Here is an 18,937-nt window from a genome sequence, read left to right on the forward strand (position 1 = left end):
GTTAGTCGCCGGTGATGCAAAAGCCAATAATGAGCGCTATCCCCAAGATCATCGCGCCGACGACGATACCCATCGCGGTGTTTTGATCTTCCTCGAGTTCTTTGTGTAACGAAAACGGCAGCACCTTGGCCAGCAGCGCAAAAGAGATGCCAAACATAATGATGCCAAGCGACGAAAAGATCGCGGTGCGAACGACGGCGTGCCAAATTTGATCCCAGAACATTATTTTCCTCCTGAATAGCCACTATGCCAAAAATGAAATGAACGATAGCCGCCGGGCGCATTGCGCACGCTGGCGGGCACCACCTGCCGCTGGGTGTTTTTGAAATCTTTGCCAAGCAACGTCGCGCCGCCATATACAGCCGAAACGGTTACGCCCGCGGCGAGCAGCAGCTTGGCCAAGATGCTTGGTGGTGTCGAGAAATCTAACGGTGCCATCGGGTTGTCCTCACCTACTCATCGTCCGAGTCGTCAAAAAATTCGGTCCACGGGCTGCCGGCGTCGGAACCCACCTTGCGCAGATGCTCAAAGCGCAACGACATAACCCACAGAATAAGCCACGGCACGCCGACGACTAAAAAGGCGAGGAAGAAATGGATCGTCCGAAATACGCCCTGCGTTACGATGGCCCGCACCGGCAGGCCGGGTTGTCCCGGCGGACCCTCGGTCTCGACGCGCAAGACGTAGCTGCCCGCCGGTCGACTGCCAATGAAGATATTGGCGGCGCGGCTGCCTTCGGACCACGACTCGCCGCCATCGACGCCGCTGTAGTATGCGACCTCGGCGTCAAACGCATCGAGCTCACCCGAGGCATCGTTTAACAGATCGCCGCCAATGGCCAACCACGAGTTGCTTACCGGGGCTTCGAGGCGAACCCGAATGTTGCGATTGGCCTTGATCGTAAACGGCTTGCTAAACGCGACGGCGCGGCCTTCAGGGTCGGGCTGCGTGGTCAGCCACTCCTCGTGCTGCGTGCTGCGTGAGACCACCATGCCAAGCAGCAGCGCGGTCACCAAGAAGATCAGCACCGCCACGCCGGTGGCGCGCTTAGCGCGCTGATGCCGAAATGGCTGATTCGGCGCGACGCCATCGGCCCGCGGCAGCACTAGCTTTGGTTGCGCGAGCGCGGTGCGCAGTTCGTCGGCGGTGAGATAACGCCCGAGCGACCAGGTGACTTCGTTGGCGACGGCTTCTTTTGACAACATATACGGCGGCGCGATGTAGTCCGACGCCAGTACCTGGTCATCGACGGCGACTCTCCAGTAGAACTCGCCGACGACAAATTTCACCGCCACCAAGGCGGTCGAAAAGTGTTTGAACGTCGCGCCCAAGGCCGAGGGATTGAGATCACCTCGAACGCTGCCCGGATCGAGCGGCGACACGTAGCTCCAATGGCCATCCGCACACACCAGCCAGCGATAGCCCTTGGCCGGATGATGCAGCAGGTATTCGTCAAATGGGTACTCGGTGCGATCGACCACGGCCGCGCGCCGCATGTAGCCGATGATCGCAAATTTTTCGCCCTCAAAGCGAGCGTGGGTGCCAAGTGGCAGCAACGGCTTGATGCGCTTGCCGCCGAACTTGGCGAGAATCTTTAGATCGCCCTCGCAATCGAGCAGCGCGCCACAATACGGGCAACCGACCCGCAGCGAGGCGTCTGGGTTTTGCAGCTCGATCGAACCATGGCACTGTGGGCACGCCAATTTGCGCGCGCGCAAGGTCGGCGAACCGGGCGCGGCCGCGGGCGCGCTGCCCGGGAGGTTAAACTCTGCCAGCCCCAGCTCGCGCCCGACAAATAGCGTCGGCTTGGCGTGGCCGGCGGCGCCGTAATCGATCGATGCAAACCGCCCGGTGCCATCGCTAAGGTCAGCGAAGCGATAGCTCTCGCCTGCCGCGACGCGAAAGGGCAGCTCACCTTGTCCGGCGATATAGGTAGCGGCGCCGAATTCAGCGACATAAAAGGTGGCGGGCGTCGCCTTGGCCGAGCCGCGCACGGGCACGAGCACGTCGACGGAGGCGCCGGGCCGCAGCAGGTCGAACGCCGGCAGCGCGGCGGCACCGTGGGCCTCGAAGGTGACGAAAAAACGCCCCTGGGCCTCGGCGATCCAACCCCACCGACCATCCGCGAACTTTGCAAACCACTCCTGCCACACGCCGCCCGCGGCATGGCGAATTTGCACGCGCCCTTCGATCTGAAACGCCACGCCCTCGATCGCGCCGCCGGCAAAAAGCCAAAACGGGGAGGCAAGCGGCGTCAAATCGGCAAACTGGCCGAGGGTTTCGACGCCGCGATCTGTCCGCAAAACGGACGACCGACACGAGCCGCAGACGCGGACAAAGCTATCGTCGTAGCGAAATTCGACCGGCGCGCCACACGTCGGACAGGCCGCGGTCACGGCAACACGCCTCGCCGCAGTTCGGTTAACCGCACGGTCTTGGCCGCCGCGGCTTCTTCCACCAACATGCGCAGCGCGCGCGCGACCACGGCACGCTCGGCCAAGGTGCGCTCGCGACAGCTATAGAGATTGACCGTAATCACGCCGCTCTCCGGAAACGTATGCACGGTGAAATGGGATTCAGATAACAAGTACAAACCGGTTACGCCGCCGGGCCCCGGGAATTGATGCCATTGCGGCACACCGATGACCTGCAGCCCAAGCGCCTCAACGACCGCGTCCGCCAGCCGCTGCATCGCGGGCAAGTCGCCGAGGCGTGAGGCTAGGGCGTGCTCGCCGTCGACAATCCACTCCCAGCCGCCGTTCATATGCCGAGCCAACAGTAGTGGGTCGCGCTAGGTGCCGCAACCGTGGCCCCGTCCAATTCTGGGGCACGCCGTGAGAATTACGCACGCGATCGGTTGCCGACGTGGGCACATTCGTTGATCGTGCCGGCCTGTGCGCGTCGCCCTTGCCCATTCACGCTTCCGCTTCGTCGACAAGAATATATTCGTGCGCCGCATCGTCGCCGATTGCATGACGCATGCCTGCCATATCCGCGAGGAAGGCCGTCACATGCCCGATGCGTGCTGTCAGTACGGCGCCGACGTCGATGTCGGCGAGCGCGATCGCATCATGGCGCGCGCCGATGAGCTCAAGCAAATCCTGCGCCCCGCGGCGCGCGACGCGGCGTGGTTTACCACCAGCGAAGTCGTCGACGCCGACTTTCCGTCGGGCCGCCACGTGCGCACCGCGAAGCTGGGCGATGGCTGCGTCTTTCTGCAACACGACGCGCGCGGCTGCGCCATTCACCGCGCCTCAATCGAAAACAATTGGGATTTCCGTGGCGTCAAGCCCAACATCTGCCGCCTGTTTCCGCTTTCTTACGACAGCGAAGGCATCGTCATCTCTGACGACTACGTCGACTATTCGTGCGCCGTGCTGCCCGACGCGCCGACGCTGTACCGCAACGGCCGCGACTTGCTCGCCGAACTCTTTGGCCCTGAGCTCATAGCCGAGCTCGATCGCCACGAGCAGACGTCGCTGCGGGTGATCGCGTAGCTGGGCGTCTCTAGTAACGCTGCGGCACCCCACAGAACGACAGAACAAGCGCAGCTTGGACGTAGATTTCCATCGGACCTCGCACCGGCAGACTCAAATTCCTGAGGCGTTCGATTCCTGCTGGCGTTATAAGTCACTGATATTTGATGGTTCTTTGGTGCAGCCGCACGCACTCGAACTTGGCATCGACCTTGCTCTAGGGAGTCGCATGTTGAAAAAAAATCTAGCCATTGCTGCCATCCTATCCCTCGCTGCTGCCTGCGTTACGGAGTCTTCCGAAACGCATCGAGGTCACCTCGAAGAAGAACCAGAAGTCGCCGAATGCGAATCCGACGCAGATTGCGACGAAGGACAAACTTGCGAGGAAGTGTCATTCCCGTGCCCAATAGATGCGGACGTTTGCCTTCAAATTCAAGTTCTCCAGTGCATTCCCGGAGACGAGCCAACACAGCCAGATGAACCGACCGAGCCGGTGAATCCGACGCAGGAAGATTGCCCTGGCTGTGGCCTCGGCTGAACCATACCCGTGTTTGACTAGGTTAGGTTAGGCACGACATGGTGGACTCGGCCAATTTGGCGCCAACGCCCCGCATCAAGGCGGGCCTCGTGTTGATGTCGAGCGCCGATTGGTTAGCCGCTGCGAGTGATTTGCTGATAGGCGATCACGTCGATGCCGTCGAGTGGAGCTGGGATACCGAGACGCCACATGCGCCATGGGCGCTCGAGCTCGTCGATTACTTCGCCGGCCGTCGCGCGCTATATGCGCACGGCGTGATGTACTCGCCATTTTCTGCCGAGTTTGAACCCAGGCAGCGCGAGGCCTTGGCCAAGACGAGTGCCTGGCGGCAATTGCCGCTAGCCGTCCACATCACCGAACACGTTGGCTTTATGACCATCGTCGGCATGCAGCGCGGCGCCCCACTGCCCGCGCCGCCGTGCCGCGCGTCCATCACCGCGGCGCGCGACCAGCTGCATCGCCTTGCCGACGCCGTGGGACGCCCGGTCGGCTTGGAAAATTTGGCCATGGCCATCTCGGGCGCAGATGTCGCGCTGCAAGGCGACCTCATCGAGGAACTGCTCGTCAGCGACGATGCGCCCTTTGTGCTCGATGTGCACAATTTGTACTGTCAGGCGGTCAATTTCGCGCTGCCGCCGCTCTCGCTTTTGCATGCACTTCCACTGCACCGCGTGCGCGAAATCCATGTCTCCGGAGGGCGCATGCATGCCCTGCCAAACGGCCTCGTGCGGCGGCGAGATACCCACGACCACTTGGTTCCCGACGAAGTGTGGGAGCTCTTAGCTGCGAGCCTGCCCTTTTGCCCACGTGTCGAAGTAGTGATGCTGGAACGTTTAGCTGGCACCCTTAGCGCCTGCCCCGGCGACCTAAGCGCAGATTTTTTTCGCATGAAACATGTGATCGAAACCGTCGTCGACGGCGGCGCAAACCCGCGCTCAACCTTGCCGAGCTCGCAACTTGATGGCTACGCGACCTCGCGCGCCCCATTGCCGGGACCGTCTGACGTCGCCGAGCTGCGGGGCTATCAGCGCGCCTTGGTACGCGCCTTGTCAGCCATCCCGCAAGCGTCGCCCGTCGATGCCGCGGCCGTCCGGGCGGCGCTAGCTGCCGAGGCGCCCGGCTTTTCCGTGTATGTCGAAACGATAGACGACAATATGTTGGCGATCGCCCACGCCGCGTTCTCGCGATGGTCGCGGGAGCGCGAGACCTGAGGGCTGCCCCCCCACGTGCGCCCACTTCAGCCCCGATCTCAGCGCGGGCACGCCACAGCACAGCATGCCATGTCCTTGATTTCTCTGACGGCGGCCTCGGCACGCTAGATGCATTGCTCCTGGTCATGATGAAGCAACTACGCACCTCCCCCGCTGGCCTCTTGATGTTTACCCGCCAGGCCGTTGTCGCCTCCAGCTTGATCGCGGCCGTTGCCGCTGGCTGCGCCGAGGTCGATGTCATAGAGGGCGAAGCGTCCGCCGTGGCGCCCCCGACCGCCGTCTTAAAAAGCACGCCGGCCGCTATTATGCGTTTTAAGTCGGCGACGTTTGCCTTCGAAGCCGAGGGCGCCGCTTCATTTTCGTGCAAGATCGACGCGGGCACCGCCTTCGATTGCGCCTCGCCCTACACGACCGCAGATCTAGCCGATGGCAGCCACGTCTTTTCAGTGGCGGCGCGCGATGCCGAGGGCAATGAGCAGGCCGTCCCCTCGACCTATCAATGGGTGATCGACTCCACGGTGGCAGGCGTCATCTTCAGCGCGACGCCCGCGGCCTTTACCAACGCACCGAGCGCGGTCTTTCATTTCTCGTCTGACGAGGAAATGACGTTTACGTGTAAGCTCAATGGCGGGCAACCATTGGCGGCAAATGCCGTTTCTGGCCAAGTTGCGACCTGCTCCTTCCCTAACCTGCCCGATGGCGAACACGAAGTCGTCGTCACCGGCGCCAACCAGATTGGCAGCCAGTCAGCGACGTACGAGTGGGTGATCGACCGCGTGATCCCGATCTTCACCAAAGGCAGTGAGCTCAAACAAGCCGCCAAATACACCCTCAATTACGTCGTCAGCGAGTACGCTGCGAGCAGCGCGTGCTCGGTCTCGTGGATGGTCGGCGGCAGCCAGCAAGTTCAAGGTGTCAATTGCGGCTTGGTTGCTGGAAACACCAGCGGCGTCCTTGCCATCAATCGCGGTGGCAGTTTTATCGCGTGCCGCACCTACACCTTGACGACCAACTTCTTTGACCGCGCCGGCAATCAGCTGGCCGTAAACAACCGCTACAGCACCACCTTCACGTTTGAAAACGAAAATGGCACGTCGTGCCCGGCCCAGGCGCCGCATAACCAAGAAGAAATGTAGTCGCGTCGTAGGGGTCCGCCCGGGCTGACCGCACCCCTGCGTTGGGGAGGGGGCCCCCACCTACTTACGTGTAGGAATGCCGGCGGAACGACCCCCAACTACTTGAATTTACTTTAATTGAGGTGCGGCACAATCCCTGCATATCTAGGTGTCATCATGAGCAAGTCCAAAGCCACCCGCCAATCCGCCAACGCGATATTCGCTGCCCACGCCGCTGCGCTAATGAGCTTAGCTGGGGTGACCTCCACTGGATGCGCCGAGGTCGACGTGATTGAACCGACCAGGCCGGCGGTCGAGCCCCCCACCGCCGTGCTCAAAAGCACCCCCGCCGCGCTCATGCGCCTTAAGACCGCGACGTTCGAATTTGAAGCTGAAGGCGCCGCCTCGTTTTTATGCAAGCTCGATGCAAGCGCGCCAGAGGCTTGCTCATCGCCGTTTGTTACGCCCGTGCTGGCCGATGGCAGCCACGTTTTTTCGGTGGCGGCGCGCGACGCCGAGGGAAACACGCAAGCCATCCCCACCCTTTTTCAATGGAACATCAACTCAAGCTTGGCGGGCATAATCATCGACAGCATGCCGGCCGCCTTTACCAATGCCGCGACCGCCGGGTTTTCATTTTCATCAGATGAAGAAATGGAATTTACCTGCAAGCTCAATGGCGAGGCACCTATCACCGCCAACGCCATCACCGCGCAGACCGCGACTTGTGAATTCAGCGGGCTGCAAGACGGCGACTATGAGGTTACCGTGACGGGCGCCAACGAAATCGGCAACCAAAACGCGAGCTATGAATGGACCGTCGATACGGTGCGACCGATCTTCACCAAGACCGCTGAGATCAAGAACAGCATGGCAGGCAAGTACGAGCTCGACTATGTGGTGAGCGAACCGGCCGGCGCGAGCACCTGCACGCTCGCCTGGACCCAATGTGAAACTGCCCAAACCCTCAACGTTCCATGCGGCATCTCGGCCGGCAACACCAGCGGCAAGCTGACCGTAAATCGCAGCAACGCCACGCCCGCGTGCCGCAGCTACACCTTGTCGACGAGCTTTACCGACCGCGCTGGCAACAGCCAACTGGCGGGCAACAAGTACAGCACGACGTTTAACCTAACCGATCCGAATCTGCCGTGCCCATTCGAGGCGTGTCCCGAGGGGCCTGGAGGGGAAAACTAACTAGAGCGTATCTCATAACCCCGGACCGAGCGAGCGAGAGACAGGTTGGCCAGGTGGCAAGGCGCGAAAGAGGCCCATACTCGTTGTATGGGCCGATTGAGCAACGCCGCCAGCTGCCAAGCTGCCCTGGCTCGCGACGGGAGTGGTTTTGAGATGCGCTCTAGTCCTGCGCGTGAGCCAACAAGGCCGCATCCACCGACGCTTCCAGTTGCGCCCAAGCCGCCCCCAAGACGTCGCGACATGCGAGCAGCGCCTCATCGTTCGTCGCGCGTGCGACGCACGTGATGGCGTCGTCGTTCCAGGTGTCTGCGATGCAAGCACCCATGGCAGCCTTTTCAATCGCCGCGATGAGCGATTTATAGGCCTTGTCGCGTACGCCGCGTTCCTTGGCGGCGGTCGTCGCGGCGCCAAAGCCATAGGCAAAGGCCGCGGCGGCGTCGGCGCAGCCCAGCGCTGCATCAGGTGGCGGGGGCACATAGGCCGGCGGCTCGGGGCTCCGACACGCCGCGAGCACACCCACTAGCACCAGCGCGCAAGCTGAAGCGCGCGCGTCGATAGCGCGCAAGCACGTGGCGTTGACGGCCGGTGACATGGCGGCGCGTTACTCGCTTAGATATTTCTCGAACGCGGCGAAGCTGTACGGCCGCCCCAAGAAGTCCTTGACCAAATCGGCCGCGTCCTTGGTGCCACCTGGCGCCAAGATCTTGTCGCGATACGCCGCGGTGGCGGTCGGATCGAGCAGACCATTTTTCGCAAACGGCGTGAGCAGGTCTTTGGCGATCACCAGCGACCACATATACGTGTAGTACATCGCCGAATAGCCAACCAGGTGGCCAAACGTGGTGTGAAAGTGCGTGCCCTCGACGTAGCGAAACGGCGTGTACTTATCTTGCAGACGCTTGACCGTGTCGAGCTGCTTAAGCTTGCTTGGGTCCTCGCTGTGAAACGTCAGCGCCAGCGAGGCATAGAACATCTGCTGCGCCACTTGCGTGCCAAGGCCAAACTTGTTGGCCTTGCGCATTTGGCCAACCAGCGCCTCGGGAATCACTTCGCCGGTCTTGTAGTGCTTGGCAAAGCGCGCCAGCGTTTGGTAGCTCCACGCCCATTCTTCGAACATTTGCGATGGCGCCTCGACAAAATCCCACTCGGTGGCGACGCCGCTTTGGCGCACCCAACGCTGGCCTCCGCCGAGCACGTGATGCATGAGGTGACCAAATTCGTGGAACATGGTGACGACGTCGTCGTGCTCCATGAGGCCAACGTCGTCGCCTTTAGGTTGTGGAAAGTTGCAGACGAGCACGCCCTCGGGGCGGACGCGGCCGGCGACGCCGTCGCGCACGGTGAACTGCGCGGCGTGCTTGTACTTGCCCTCGCGCGGGTGCATGTCCAGGTAGATGCGACCGACGTCCTGGCGCGTGCTCTTGCGGACGACGTCAAACACTTTGACGTCGGCGTGCCACGTCACGGCGCCCGGCACGGGCAGATACTCGATGTCGTAGATGGTCGAGGTGATGTCGAGCAGCCCCGCGAGCACGGTGTCGTAGGCGAAGTATTGGCGGACATCTTGGCTCGACACCTTGTATTTGGCGGTCTTGACCTGCTCTTCCAATAGCGTCTTTTGCCAATCGCCGACGGCTTTCGCCTTTTTGTCGGTTTGTTGCAGTTGCGCCAGCAGCTCCTTGTAATCGCGGTCGGCGCGCTTGTCGGCGAGCTTCCACACGCGCTCGATAAAGTCGCGCGCATTTTTGCCCGAGCCAATCATCTTGTCGGCGGTGATATAGTCCGCCCAGTTGGCAAAGCCCAAGATCTTGGCTTTCTCGGCGCGCAGCCCCAGAATCTGGGCGAGGGTGGCTTCGTTCTCCATGCCGCCGCGGGTGCGCGCCTTGATATAAATCGCTTTCTTGGCGCTATCGCTCTCGGCATAGCTCATGAACGGCAGGTAGTCGGGATAGTCGGTGGTAATCGTCACCTTGCCGCTTGGCCCCGGCGCATGCGCCGCGACGTAGTCGGCAGGCAGGCCAGCGAGCTCTTTCGGATCAATTTCGATCGAGCGCGTGTCCTCGGCGAGGCGCTTGGAAAAATCTTGCGACAGCTTGGTCATTTCCTCGTCAATCGCCTTGAGGCGATCGCGGGTGGCGGCGTCTTTGTCAACGCCGGCGCGGCGAAAATCGCGCAGCGTAAACTCGACAAAGCGTTTCGTGTCCGCGTTTTCCTTGCTGACGTCGATGGCCACCAGCACATCATAGAGATCGCGATTGAGCGAGAGCTCGCTGGCGAATTTGGAGCCCTCTTGCTCGCAGGTGCGCGCGGCCTCGCGCACGGCCTCGCTCGGGTGCACCTCGCTAAACAGCCCCGCCATCGCCATCGACTTACCCAGCGCGATGCCGAGGTCGTTGTATTTTTCAAGCGTCGTTGCCACCGACGGTGCGGCCTTGGTGGCGAGCACCTCGGCGAGCGCCGTCTGCGCCTCGGCGATGCCTTGGCGGCACGTGGCAAGAATGGCTTCGGGTGCGGCAGTTGGCGATGCGATGGCGGGATCCATGGTGGCCTCCGGTGATGTGGTGGTTGCGACTTCAGCGGCTGGCTTGGCATGCGGTTTGGCGCAATTGATTGCCGCCAGCAGCCCAAGCGACGCCACGGCCAAAGGCCCTGCGGTACGTCTTAATGTTTGCATGGAGCTGACATAGCATAATCGGCGCGGGGATGCCTTCTCGATTTGGAAGCGATTCTTCGGTGTTCCTCGCCACATGGCACGTTCTTGGCAATGGCAATTTCGGCGCAAGCTCGGTAGCTTGCACCGCGTGAGGCCTGGGTATGTATGGTTTGTTCACCAGCCTACGGTGGCCGGGTGGCTCAAGCGCGATATGGCGGTGCGAAGGCCGGCGCTGCGATTTGCGTTTTCGCGGCCCGGGCTGACCACGTTTAAGGTCGACGACCCGCGGCACGCAAAGGGCATTAGCAGCCCGTATGCGCGAGCGTGGGGCACGTCGCTTGGGCGCGTTGACACGGGCGACGTCGCGGGCGTGTTGGCGTTGGCGGCCACGCTCAGCGATGCGCCACTACGTCTGCATGTATTTGAGCGCGATCCAGATCTCCCAGCAGACGAGCGCGACGCCGCGGTGATCGGCACGCGACCAGCGGCACTAGAGAAAGCGTTGCGTGCGGCAGCGGCGAGTAATCGCCTTCTCGACGGCGACGAAGCCCAACCTGGCGACGTCGTGCTCGATGTCATCGTCGCGCCGAGCGAAGCCGATGACGACGGCATCTTTGTGGGCTGGCACAAACACGATCGCCCGCGCGGATCGCTTGCCGGCACGTCGCATGGCCGAATGCCAGGCGGCACCGCGCATATCGCAATACCCGCGGCGGCGCCGTCGCGCGCGTGGGCAAAGATCGAAGAAGCAATCGCTTGGAGCGGCCTTGAACCTCGCGCTGGCGAAAACGCGGTGGAGATTGGTTCGTCGCCGGGCGGTGCGAGTTTTGCGTTGCTTGAACGCGGCCTCACGGTGCACGGCGTGGATCCGGGCGTGATGGATCCGCTCGTGATGACGTACCACGGCGCCAGCGGCAATGTGTTTGTGCACCATGCGATGCCCGCGGCTGAGGTAGACAAGCGTGCGCTGCCGCGACCCATGCATTGGCTGGCGAGCGACGTGAATTTAGCGCCCATGGTCGCGCTCAAGTATGTCGAGCGCTACGTCGCGCTCGGCAAGGGCCAGCGGCGCGGCGCCTTTATCACGATGAAGATCAACGACGACGGCATCTTCGAGGCCATGCCGCGCCTAATGGACCGCGTCGAGCGCATGGCCGAGGCGCGCTGGGTGCGCTACGTGCAACTGCCCAGTCATCGCAGCGAGATCGTCGCGATCATCGCCTGGTAGGCGTTACTTAGCGATCTGAATCTCTTGGCCGGGCTTGGTGGTGTAGATGCCGCGGCGGAAAAATTGGATAAGGCCCGGAAAGTCCTGGAAGTTGATGACCTCGGGCTTGTCGCCCGCGCCTTGCCATGACGAAGGACGCTTACTACGGCCATCGGGCACCACCAGCGAACCCACATAATCGGCGTTCGCGTAGACCTTCGAAATCTGCGCCGCCATGCCATCGACGATGCCTTGGTCGAGCACGCCGTTTGACGTCGCTTGATAGAATTGCACGGTGACGCGAACTGGAAAGCGCGTGTCGCGTTCGATGGTGAGGCCATCTAATTCAACAAACGGACCCTCGGTCGGACCGTGCCCGAGCACCGCCGTATCGACATCGGGACGCTCTGCACCCATGCGCGACTCACTCTTGGCCATAGCCGAGGGCGCCGAGGGCGCTACCATATCGGCCGCATTGCCCACGCCGGCAAAACCTTCGTCGTATGCAACTTGGCGCCGGCGCTCTGGCACCTTGAGCGGCACCTGAATGAGGAGCAACAAGTTGCTGTCTTCGCCCAGCGAGCTCGCGGCCTCGCCATTGGCGGTGACGCCCTTGCCCTTCACATCCGCGAGGCGCTCGGCGATAAACGGCGCCTTTTCGCCTTCCTTATTAAAGTAGAGCCGCTGGCCCCATGAGTTGCCGGCTTGATCGCGACTGTTGTCGATGATGGTCATGCTGGTGCCTTGGCGCGTGACGAGCAACGTCAGCACCGCGGGCGCGCCCTTGGTCGACTGGTAGTTGAAGATCACCGGATAAAACGTCGCCTTGCCGCTTTTGGGCACTGGCAAAAACGTGTGCTGCGCGCTGACCAAGACATGGCTGTCGCGCTCGGCGGCAAACAGGCTGCCGCCCTTGATCTTGCCAACCGCCGGCATGCTCATGTACGCGCCGGGGTCGCGCAAGAATTCGCGCAAGGTCACGGCGGTCTGCGGCGCGCCGCTGCGCTGATTGCCCACGGGGATCATGATGTCGTCCATCTTGATGTCGGCGGTCTTGTCGGTGAAATTCGGCGCCCGCATCACCGGCATTAGAAAACGCTCGGTGCGCGTACCTTGCTTGGACGCGCCGGGCACGCCAATGCGCGCCGGGCCATGCGGCGCTTCGGCTTCCACTTCAATCGTTACGTCGCTGATGTTGGGGCCAACCGAGCTGCCTTCCCAACGTCCGGTGTCTTCCCACAGCACGTTGATCATGCCCAGGCCATGCTTGCTGACAAAGCCAGCGAGCGCGCCGTCGTTGACCATGCCGGCAACGCGGCGCGCGACCTCAATGTGCGAGGGTTGCGGCGACGGTGGGATGCGCAGCGGGCGGTCGGCGCGCGCGACGCTTGGCATGGCGGTGGCAAACATCGACGCAAGCGCCAGGGCGCAGGCAGCCAACCGCGGTGGCAGGCGGTAGGTTGCGTGAGGTTTTACGGCGGTTGTGGCGGGCATTGGCATAGGCGATTTCGTCGGCATCTTCATCGGTTTGCTCCTTGCTATGGTGCAACGCGCGATACGCCCGGGCGATCTAATTTGGCGGGTAATTTGTCGCGCGGGCTCACTTCAACCGCTCGAGCTTGCCTTTACGCTTGACGATGTTTTTGTAATCCCATTGGATCGTCTGGGATTTTTTCACCCAGCGCGCGAGCACGGTCAGCTTAATTTGATCGACGGCGGTGTAGCGCGCCTCCGCGGCCTTAAAGGTGCCGGTGGCGATTAGCTTTGGCTCATCAAATGACTGACCGCTCCAAAACATGAGGCGCACGCAGTCCTTGAGCTTGTCGTAGCCAACGATGGGGTTGCCATCCAGGAACCACACGGGGTGGCCATGCCAGACCTTGCTTTCGGCCGCGGGCAAGTTGCGCGAAAGCTCACTCGCGAGCAGGTTGCAAATCTCGCGATCAGGCTTAGCCAGGGCGGTGTTGTACGCCTTGATGTCTTTGTGCATCGCGTGGTTTTAACACGCTACCCCAGAACGTTTTGTAGCGGTGGCAACCTGCGAGTCCGCGGCTGATGGCTGTGGCTGCTTTCGTCCGCACATTTAGTAATTACGCAGTACGGTGGCCAACTTATTGAAATAGCTGGTCTCCTGAGGTGGTGGAGTGACCCCGGTTCCGGACAATGCTGTCAGCGGCCATCGCGTGCTTGTGAACACCGGTGGCTTAAGGGGGCAGACGGGCGGATTATGTTGCAAAGATTTCAGGTAGTTGTACAGCGCGACGGTCCCGCTGCGATGGCACCTCATTTGCTCAGGCCGGTATACGTATGACGTCCACAACGACCAACTTTCATCTAATCAAGGCGGCATGGCCGAGCGGGTTTGCCGCATCGTGCCGTCTCGCGGCCCTGGTGGCAGCGGTCACCGCGCTCGGCCTGGGCGCCTGCACGCCGTCGCAGATTCAGGTCAATCGGACCGCGCTGGTGCCCGCGCCGCAGCCGATGCTGTTCTCGCCGTCTGATGCCATCGTCGAGGTGACGGGCAGCATGCGCAGCATCATGGGCACACCCACGCTCGGCGATGAATCAGCCGGACTACAAGCGGCCACCCAGGTAATGGCAGGCTCAATCGAATGGCTTGGCCGCTACGTCGCCACGCGCCATGAATGCATGGTGGCGCCAAGCAGTGGCTCGAAGAAACTATTTCCACATCAACCGCACGTCGAGCAGTCGGCAACGGCCTGCGGCCCGATGATTTCGTTTCGCTCGAAAGAAAAAGACGGGTGGCGTTGGCATGTCGGCATGGGGCTTGCGATCTGGGAAGTGCCCATCGTCGAGTTTGAGCGCTGGGACAACGAATTGTACGTCGCGCACGGTCAGGAACAATTTTACAACACGCGCGGGCTGTGGTCCTTTGGCATCGGTCCCACCTATCGCAGCGGCAAGCTAACAGGGCGTGGCAGCGCCACCATGACGTCGCAATTCTATGTTGAGCGCTACTCGAATTATGTCGGCTACTACGAGCACGATGGCGAAGAGATATCTAAACGCGGCGCGATGGTGCTCAGCGTGGGCGCAGGCTACGACTTGGCGAAAAACGTCCGCGTCGGCATCGACCTCTCCGCCGAGATGCTAGGCGATCCAGTGCATTGGGGCCCGCAAGCTTTATTTCAGCTCGCGGTAGGCCTGGGCACCCACGATCGCGAGCCGGCGAGCACGGCGGGCGCCACGGCAACGCCGGTCGGCGCGCCGACCTGGGGCGCGCCGGGCCTAACTCCGCCGGGCCGTTAACCGCGACCTTCCTTTGCGGTCGCCCGCATACGGCGCCTCCACAGCGGCCCCAAGTCGCAGGCCGGTCAGCAAATGTCACCCCTTGCTGGTTGAGCCCGGCACGCGCGGCGGGTACCCATAGCGCATGGCAATCATGCAGAATTTTTCGTCGCGCCGACGTGACCTGGTCGGCCGCCTCACCGTCTTGGCCGTGCTTACCAGTCTGGCCACAGCGCTCGCGGGTTGCGCCCGCGGCGCCCCCCCTGGCTTTTCGAGCGGCGACCAATGGACCATGCCCCTAGTTGGGCCCTTGGAAAATGAGGTGCTCCTGGTGCCGGTCCTGATTCACGATCAGGGCCCGTACCTATTTCGCCTCGATCCAGACGCACCACAATCGGCCATGGAGCGTGACATTGCCGAAGCCGGCGGCCTGGCCATGGGACCGGGGCCTCGCTACATCGACGAGACCGACACCGGCCGACAGACGTACATGGCCGACGTCCGCGTGATGAAGGTTGGCACGCTCACGGTGCAGAAGAAATTCTTCTTGCTGGTCAAGGCCGGCACGTTTGACACGTCGACGCGGCGTGTGCACGGCATCTTGGGCCGCGACATCATCGCCGACTCGCTCGCCTTTGGGTTTGACCGCGATCTGGGCGTCGCCATGCTATCGACGCAAGAGGGCTTTGTCGCGCCCAAGGACGCGGTGAGCTTTACGTACGAGCTCGTGAGCAATAAGCTCAATACCGAGGTGCGCCCCGTTGGGCGCCGCGTCATCGAGCCCACCATCGGCGGCGCCAAGATTGGGTTGCATATCGATTTTGGCCAATTTTTTTCCGAGCTCAAGCAAGATCGGTGGGCCGCCGCGCAGCTCGCCAACATGCCGCAGCAAGCAACGCTGGTCGATGAGGTTGGCACCAAGCGCACCGTCACCACCGGCGGCATCGCGGCGAAGGTGTCGTTCGCAGGCATCGATGCCTATGGCGTCAGCTTCGTGCCGTATGCCGATAAGCGCTGGGAGCACAACGTCGCCGATGGCAAGCTCGGCCTGGGCGCGTTTCGCGACTACATCGTGTGGGCTAACTGGGATAGCAAGCGCGTGTATTTGGTGCCGCGTGGCATCGCGACCGCGCAGGCCATGGCCCGCATCCGGCGATGGGGCTGGCGCGAGCTGGCGTCGTGCGGTGATGCCGCGTGCCTAAGCTTTGCGCCAGTTGCGGCCGAAGCGACGGGGCCGCAGGCGAGTCTGCCTGCGCCACACGCACTTAAGATCACGCGCGCGGCGGCGGTGGCGCGTGCCGGGATGGAGGCGATCGTCGAAATCTCGGACGGGACGACCGCGCAGCGCTTTGTCATTACGTTCATGCCGGGGGCGACGGAGCATGTCTTGCCCTTGCCAACCGCACCCTCCGGATCGGCCGCATCGGCGCCAACGGCGACGGTGCTCGACATCAGTCCGTTCCATCGCGCCTGTGCCCGTGCCGCTACGAGCTGCGGCATCGAAGTGCCCTAGGCGTCCAATAGCGTAGCCCTACTTATGCTACTACCGCGCGCATGCGGATGAATCAAAGCTTGGTGGCGGCGGTGCTCGCCGGTGGCCTGCTAGGTGGCGCGGCCGGCTGCGGACTTCCCGAGGGCGACTACCTCGGAAAAATTCCTAAGCCGTCGGATATCGATCCCGGCCATCTGCGTTGGTGCAACAGCGGCGAGCCCGAGTCGCTCGATCCGGCGATGGCGTCGACCACCACCGCGATCAAGCTTGTTTTCGCGATGTTCGACGGGCTCATCAACTATGATCTACACGGCAACCCGGTCTCACCCGGACTTGCCGCGTCGTGGGAAGCCAGCGCCGATCAACGACGCTTCACATTTCATTTGCGCCAGGGCGCGACCTGGACCGATGGCACACCAATTACCGCCTACGACGCCGCGTATTCAATTGTCCGCGTGTTGCATCCGCTCACCGCCTCGCCCAATTCCAAGGCCGCGACCTATTTCAAAAACGGAGATGCCTTCGCGGCCAATGCGGTGCGGGTGGTAATGAACGACGTCGACGGGCTCGCGGCCGGCGCGCTGGTCACCATCGAAGGCATCGGCGCGGACGCGGGCGCGGATCCCGCCGCGACGGCTTGGGCGACCGCGAAAGATCGCCCTGATCCAAATACGCGAACTGGGAGCTCGCGCTTGGCCTTGCGCGACCTCGGCGCACCGGTGAGCGCGGCGTACGCCACGCTTGCACCTGGCAGCAAGATTACGATCATTGAGATTTCTGGCCGCCGGGCCACCTTGCCGTCGCCTGGCGATGGCGGCACGCCTTGGGCCTATGTGCACGCGGCGCGCGGCAGCGATGCCATCTACGGCTGGGTGCCGCTGAGCGACCTCGATGGCGCGCCCAACGCCGACGTCGTGTATCGCGTCAAGGCGGTGGCGCCGAACCAATTGCCCGGTGACTACGATCCGGCTGCGGTGGCCCGCGACACCATTCATCGCGTGCGCGGTGCCGACTTGCTCATGCTTCCCGAGACGCTCGGCATGTCCGTACCCGATCCGTTCACGCTGGTGCTTGAAACCCCCGATCCAACGCCCTTTCTATTCGACCAGATCGTTCACCGCGCGTTTCGCCTGACGCCGCGCCACGCCGTTTCCCGAGCCCCGACGCGTTGGTTCAATCCGCGTTACACCAAAGATGTCGTCAGCTCAGGCCCGATGCGCATCGCCTCCTGGCGCGAACGCGACTACGTCCAGCTCGTGCGCTGGCCGAGCTATTGGGATAATGCGAGCACCAAGCTCGACAAGCTCACCGCGTATTCCATCGACGATCAGGTGGCGAGCGTCAACTTCTATATCAGCGGTGGCTGCGACGCGACCACGACCAACAATGTGCCGGCGTCGTACATTCCCATCGTCAATGGCGAACGCCGCGGGGGCCGCGCCTACAAGGACTACTTTGTCGCGCGTTACCTCGGCATTTACTTCATCTTGGTAAACAACGAAAAGCTAAACAATCGCCATTTGCGCCGCGCGCTCGCGCTGGCCATCGATCGCGCGCAGTTGCCGCGCATCACCAAGGCCGGCGAGACGCCCTCGGCGCAGCTAACGCCGGGTGTACCGATTTCGCAGATGTCCGAGGCCGATCGCGCGCTCTGCGGCGTCACCGCCGACACGCCAGGGATCGCCAGCATCATCGAACCGGGCAAGTATTGTTACGTGCCGCCGCCGGGGCTCGATTTCAATCCTGCGCAGGCCAAGCTCGAGCTGGAGCTCGCGCGCAAAGAAATGGGCGCCGCCTTCCCCAAAACGATCGTCTACAAATACAATTCTGGCGTCGAGCAACACAAGCTCATTGCCGAATTCCTGCAAGAGCAATGGCGCGAACATCTCGGCATGGCGACCACGCTCGAATCGCAGGAATGGAAGGTCTACATCGCCGATACGCGGCAAGGCAACTATGAGCTAGGGCGCTTTGGCAACATCATGAATTTTGCCGACCCGGAGCCCCAGATGCTTTCAAACTTTATGTGCAAGAGCCCCGACAATCGCCTCAAATACTGCGACCCCGCCTACGAAGACGTGATGGGGCAGGCCCGCCGCGAGCCCGACCGCGCCAAGCGGCTGCTCCTCGCGCGCCAGGCCGAGGCCATGCTGCTCGATGCGGGCGCGATCATTCCGCTCCTCGTTTACACGCAGAAGACGCTGCAAATGCCGTACGTCAAAGATCTAGCCATTACGTTCAATGACCAGTCGCCAATCCAAAAAGCCTATCTCGATCCTAATTGGCAGTCGGCGGTGACGCCATGATGCGCCTCATCGCCATGCGGCTGCTCGGCGGCGTCGGGGTGCTCTTCGTCGTCGCGACCATGTCGTTTTTTATCTTGCGCGCGGCGCCCGGCGGCCCATTTGATACCGAGGCCACGCAAAGCGTCGAGGCGAGGCGCAACCAGGAGGCTCGCTTTGGCCTCGATCAACCGCTCGCGGTGCAATACAAAATGTTCCTCGGCAAGCTCGTGACGGGCACGCTGCAGTCAAACAAGCGCACGCAAACCGTGGGCGAGCTGATCACGGAGCATGTTGGCTACAGCGCCACCCTTGGCTCCCTCGCCATGCTGTTCGCCGTGCTTTTTGGCACCACGCTCGGCGTGATCGCGGCGTGGAAGCGCAACACCTGGCTCGACCACGGGCTGATGTCCACGGCGCTCATTGGCATCTCCATTCCGTCGTTTGTTTTAGCGCCAATCTTTATTCTCGTTTTTGCGCTGTAGCTGCGCTGGCTGCCGGCGGCACGTGCCACCGA

General features: G+C 62.3%; 17 protein-coding genes. 9 read left to right on the plus strand and 8 right to left on the minus strand.

The features are described 5' to 3' along the window. Window position 1: 1 nt before the first annotated feature. The 4 genes from IPL79_12955 to IPL79_12970 are packed head-to-tail and all read right to left on the minus strand — an operon-like array spanning window position 2 to window position 2,764. Window positions 2-223, minus strand: a complete 222-nt coding sequence (locus tag IPL79_12955) for a DUF350 domain-containing protein (GenBank protein ID MBK9071892.1) — start codon at window positions 221-223, stop codon at window positions 2-4. Further along, window positions 223-438: a hypothetical protein gene (locus IPL79_12960; protein ID MBK9071893.1), complete on the minus strand. Its 216-nt coding sequence runs from the start codon at window positions 436-438 to the stop codon at window positions 223-225. Before IPL79_12960 ends, IPL79_12955 begins: the two co-directional genes overlap by 1 nt. 14 nt (window positions 439-452) lie before the next feature. Next, complete coding sequence (locus tag IPL79_12965) at window positions 453-2,396, minus strand: DUF4178 domain-containing protein (protein ID MBK9071894.1); 1,944 nt, start codon at window positions 2,394-2,396, stop codon at window positions 453-455. Beyond that, a complete protein-coding gene (locus tag IPL79_12970) occupies window positions 2,393-2,764 on the minus strand; it encodes an S-adenosylmethionine decarboxylase (protein ID MBK9071895.1) in 372 nt (123 codons plus the stop codon). Before IPL79_12970 ends, IPL79_12965 begins: the two co-directional genes overlap by 4 nt. Before the next feature lie 130 nt (window positions 2,765-2,894). On the opposite strand from IPL79_12970, the gene IPL79_12975 reads away from it, so the two are divergent. The 4 genes from IPL79_12975 to IPL79_12990 all read left to right on the plus strand — a co-directional run bounded on the left by IPL79_12975 (window position 2,895) and on the right by IPL79_12990 (window position 7,537). After that, a complete protein-coding gene (locus IPL79_12975; protein MBK9071896.1) occupies window positions 2,895-3,497 on the plus strand; it encodes a DUF3109 family protein in 603 nt (200 codons plus the stop codon). A 555-nt stretch (window positions 3,498-4,052) separates the two neighbouring features. After that, window positions 4,053-5,225, plus strand: a complete 1,173-nt coding sequence (locus IPL79_12980; GenBank protein ID MBK9071897.1) for a DUF692 family protein — start codon at window positions 4,053-4,055, stop codon at window positions 5,223-5,225. A 125-nt stretch (window positions 5,226-5,350) separates the two neighbouring features. Continuing rightward, the gene (locus IPL79_12985) at window positions 5,351-6,361 is read left to right on the plus strand and encodes a hypothetical protein (GenBank protein ID MBK9071898.1); all 1,011 of its coding nucleotides are present in this window, start codon (window positions 5,351-5,353) and stop codon (window positions 6,359-6,361) included. Window positions 6,362-6,517: 156 nt separating this feature from the next. After that, entirely contained in the window at window positions 6,518-7,537 is a 1,020-nt protein-coding gene (locus IPL79_12990) for a hypothetical protein (protein MBK9071899.1), read from the plus strand. Between the two features lie 160 nt (window positions 7,538-7,697). On the opposite strand, the gene IPL79_12995 is transcribed toward IPL79_12990, so the two are convergent. Both IPL79_12995 and IPL79_13000 read right to left on the minus strand, forming a co-directional pair. Next, the gene (locus IPL79_12995) at window positions 7,698-8,129 is read right to left on the minus strand and encodes a hypothetical protein (GenBank protein ID MBK9071900.1); all 432 of its coding nucleotides are present in this window, start codon (window positions 8,127-8,129) and stop codon (window positions 7,698-7,700) included. Between the two features lie 9 nt (window positions 8,130-8,138). Beyond that, window positions 8,139-10,079 carry a Zn-dependent oligopeptidase gene (locus IPL79_13000; protein MBK9071901.1) on the minus strand — a complete coding sequence of 647 codons (1,941 nt, stop codon included), beginning with the start codon at window positions 10,077-10,079 and terminating at the stop codon, window positions 8,139-8,141. A gap of 259 nt (window positions 10,080-10,338) precedes the next feature. On the opposite strand from IPL79_13000, the gene IPL79_13005 reads away from it, so the two are divergent. Further along, window positions 10,339-11,418, plus strand: coding sequence for a hypothetical protein (locus IPL79_13005; protein MBK9071902.1), 1,080 nt, complete (start codon window positions 10,339-10,341; stop codon window positions 11,416-11,418). A gap of 3 nt (window positions 11,419-11,421) precedes the next feature. Here the strand turns inward: IPL79_13005 and IPL79_13010 are convergent, their stop codons facing one another. Together IPL79_13010 and IPL79_13015 are read right to left on the minus strand one after the other, a co-directional pair. Further along, a complete protein-coding gene (locus tag IPL79_13010) occupies window positions 11,422-12,891 on the minus strand; it encodes a hypothetical protein (protein ID MBK9071903.1) in 1,470 nt (489 codons plus the stop codon). A gap of 106 nt (window positions 12,892-12,997) precedes the next feature. Beyond that, a complete protein-coding gene (locus tag IPL79_13015; GenBank protein ID MBK9071904.1) occupies window positions 12,998-13,387 on the minus strand; it encodes a DUF1801 domain-containing protein in 390 nt (129 codons plus the stop codon). Between the two features lie 317 nt (window positions 13,388-13,704). Between IPL79_13015 and IPL79_13020 the strand changes: the two genes are divergently transcribed. The 4 genes from IPL79_13020 to IPL79_13035 all read left to right on the plus strand — a co-directional run bounded on the left by IPL79_13020 (window position 13,705) and on the right by IPL79_13035 (window position 18,905). Beyond that, window positions 13,705-14,667, plus strand: a complete 963-nt coding sequence (locus tag IPL79_13020) for a hypothetical protein (protein MBK9071905.1) — start codon at window positions 13,705-13,707, stop codon at window positions 14,665-14,667. A gap of 124 nt (window positions 14,668-14,791) precedes the next feature. Further along, window positions 14,792-16,159, plus strand: a complete 1,368-nt coding sequence (locus IPL79_13025; protein MBK9071906.1) for a hypothetical protein — start codon at window positions 14,792-14,794, stop codon at window positions 16,157-16,159. A 47-nt stretch (window positions 16,160-16,206) separates the two neighbouring features. Next, window positions 16,207-18,444, plus strand: coding sequence for a peptide ABC transporter substrate-binding protein (locus IPL79_13030; GenBank protein ID MBK9071907.1), 2,238 nt, complete (start codon window positions 16,207-16,209; stop codon window positions 18,442-18,444). Continuing rightward, a complete protein-coding gene (locus tag IPL79_13035; GenBank protein MBK9071908.1) occupies window positions 18,420-18,905 on the plus strand; it encodes an ABC transporter permease in 486 nt (161 codons plus the stop codon). Before IPL79_13030 ends, IPL79_13035 begins: the two co-directional genes overlap by 25 nt. Window positions 18,906-18,937: the final 32 nt, after the last annotated feature.

The organism is Myxococcales bacterium (assembly GCA_016716835.1).
In the GTDB taxonomy this organism is placed as follows: Bacteria; Myxococcota_A; Polyangia; order Haliangiales; family Haliangiaceae; genus JADJUW01.

Coding starts and splice junctions, on each gene's coding strand:
- IPL79_13030 (MBK9071907.1), top strand. CDS start 16,207: ATGAATCAAAGCTTGGTGGCGGCGGTGCTCGCCGGTGGCCTGCTAGGT.
- IPL79_12955 (MBK9071892.1), bottom strand. CDS start 223: ATGTTCTGGGATCAAATTTGGCACGCCGTCGTTCGCACCGCGATCTTT.
- IPL79_12960 (MBK9071893.1), bottom strand. CDS start 438: ATGGCACCGTTAGATTTCTCGACACCACCAAGCATCTTGGCCAAGCTG.
- IPL79_12990 (MBK9071899.1), top strand. CDS start 6,518: ATGAGCAAGTCCAAAGCCACCCGCCAATCCGCCAACGCGATATTCGCT.
- IPL79_13010 (MBK9071903.1), bottom strand. CDS start 12,891: ATGCCCGCCACAACCGCCGTAAAACCTCACGCAACCTACCGCCTGCCA.
- IPL79_12980 (MBK9071897.1), top strand. CDS start 4,053: ATGGTGGACTCGGCCAATTTGGCGCCAACGCCCCGCATCAAGGCGGGC.
- IPL79_12970 (MBK9071895.1), bottom strand. CDS start 2,764: ATGAACGGCGGCTGGGAGTGGATTGTCGACGGCGAGCACGCCCTAGCC.
- IPL79_13025 (MBK9071906.1), top strand. CDS start 14,792: ATGGCAATCATGCAGAATTTTTCGTCGCGCCGACGTGACCTGGTCGGC.
- IPL79_12995 (MBK9071900.1), bottom strand. CDS start 8,129: ATGTCACCGGCCGTCAACGCCACGTGCTTGCGCGCTATCGACGCGCGC.
- IPL79_13015 (MBK9071904.1), bottom strand. CDS start 13,387: ATGCACAAAGACATCAAGGCGTACAACACCGCCCTGGCTAAGCCTGAT.
- IPL79_13020 (MBK9071905.1), top strand. CDS start 13,705: ATGACGTCCACAACGACCAACTTTCATCTAATCAAGGCGGCATGGCCG.
- IPL79_12985 (MBK9071898.1), top strand. CDS start 5,351: ATGATGAAGCAACTACGCACCTCCCCCGCTGGCCTCTTGATGTTTACC.
- IPL79_13000 (MBK9071901.1), bottom strand. CDS start 10,079: ATGGATCCCGCCATCGCATCGCCAACTGCCGCACCCGAAGCCATTCTT.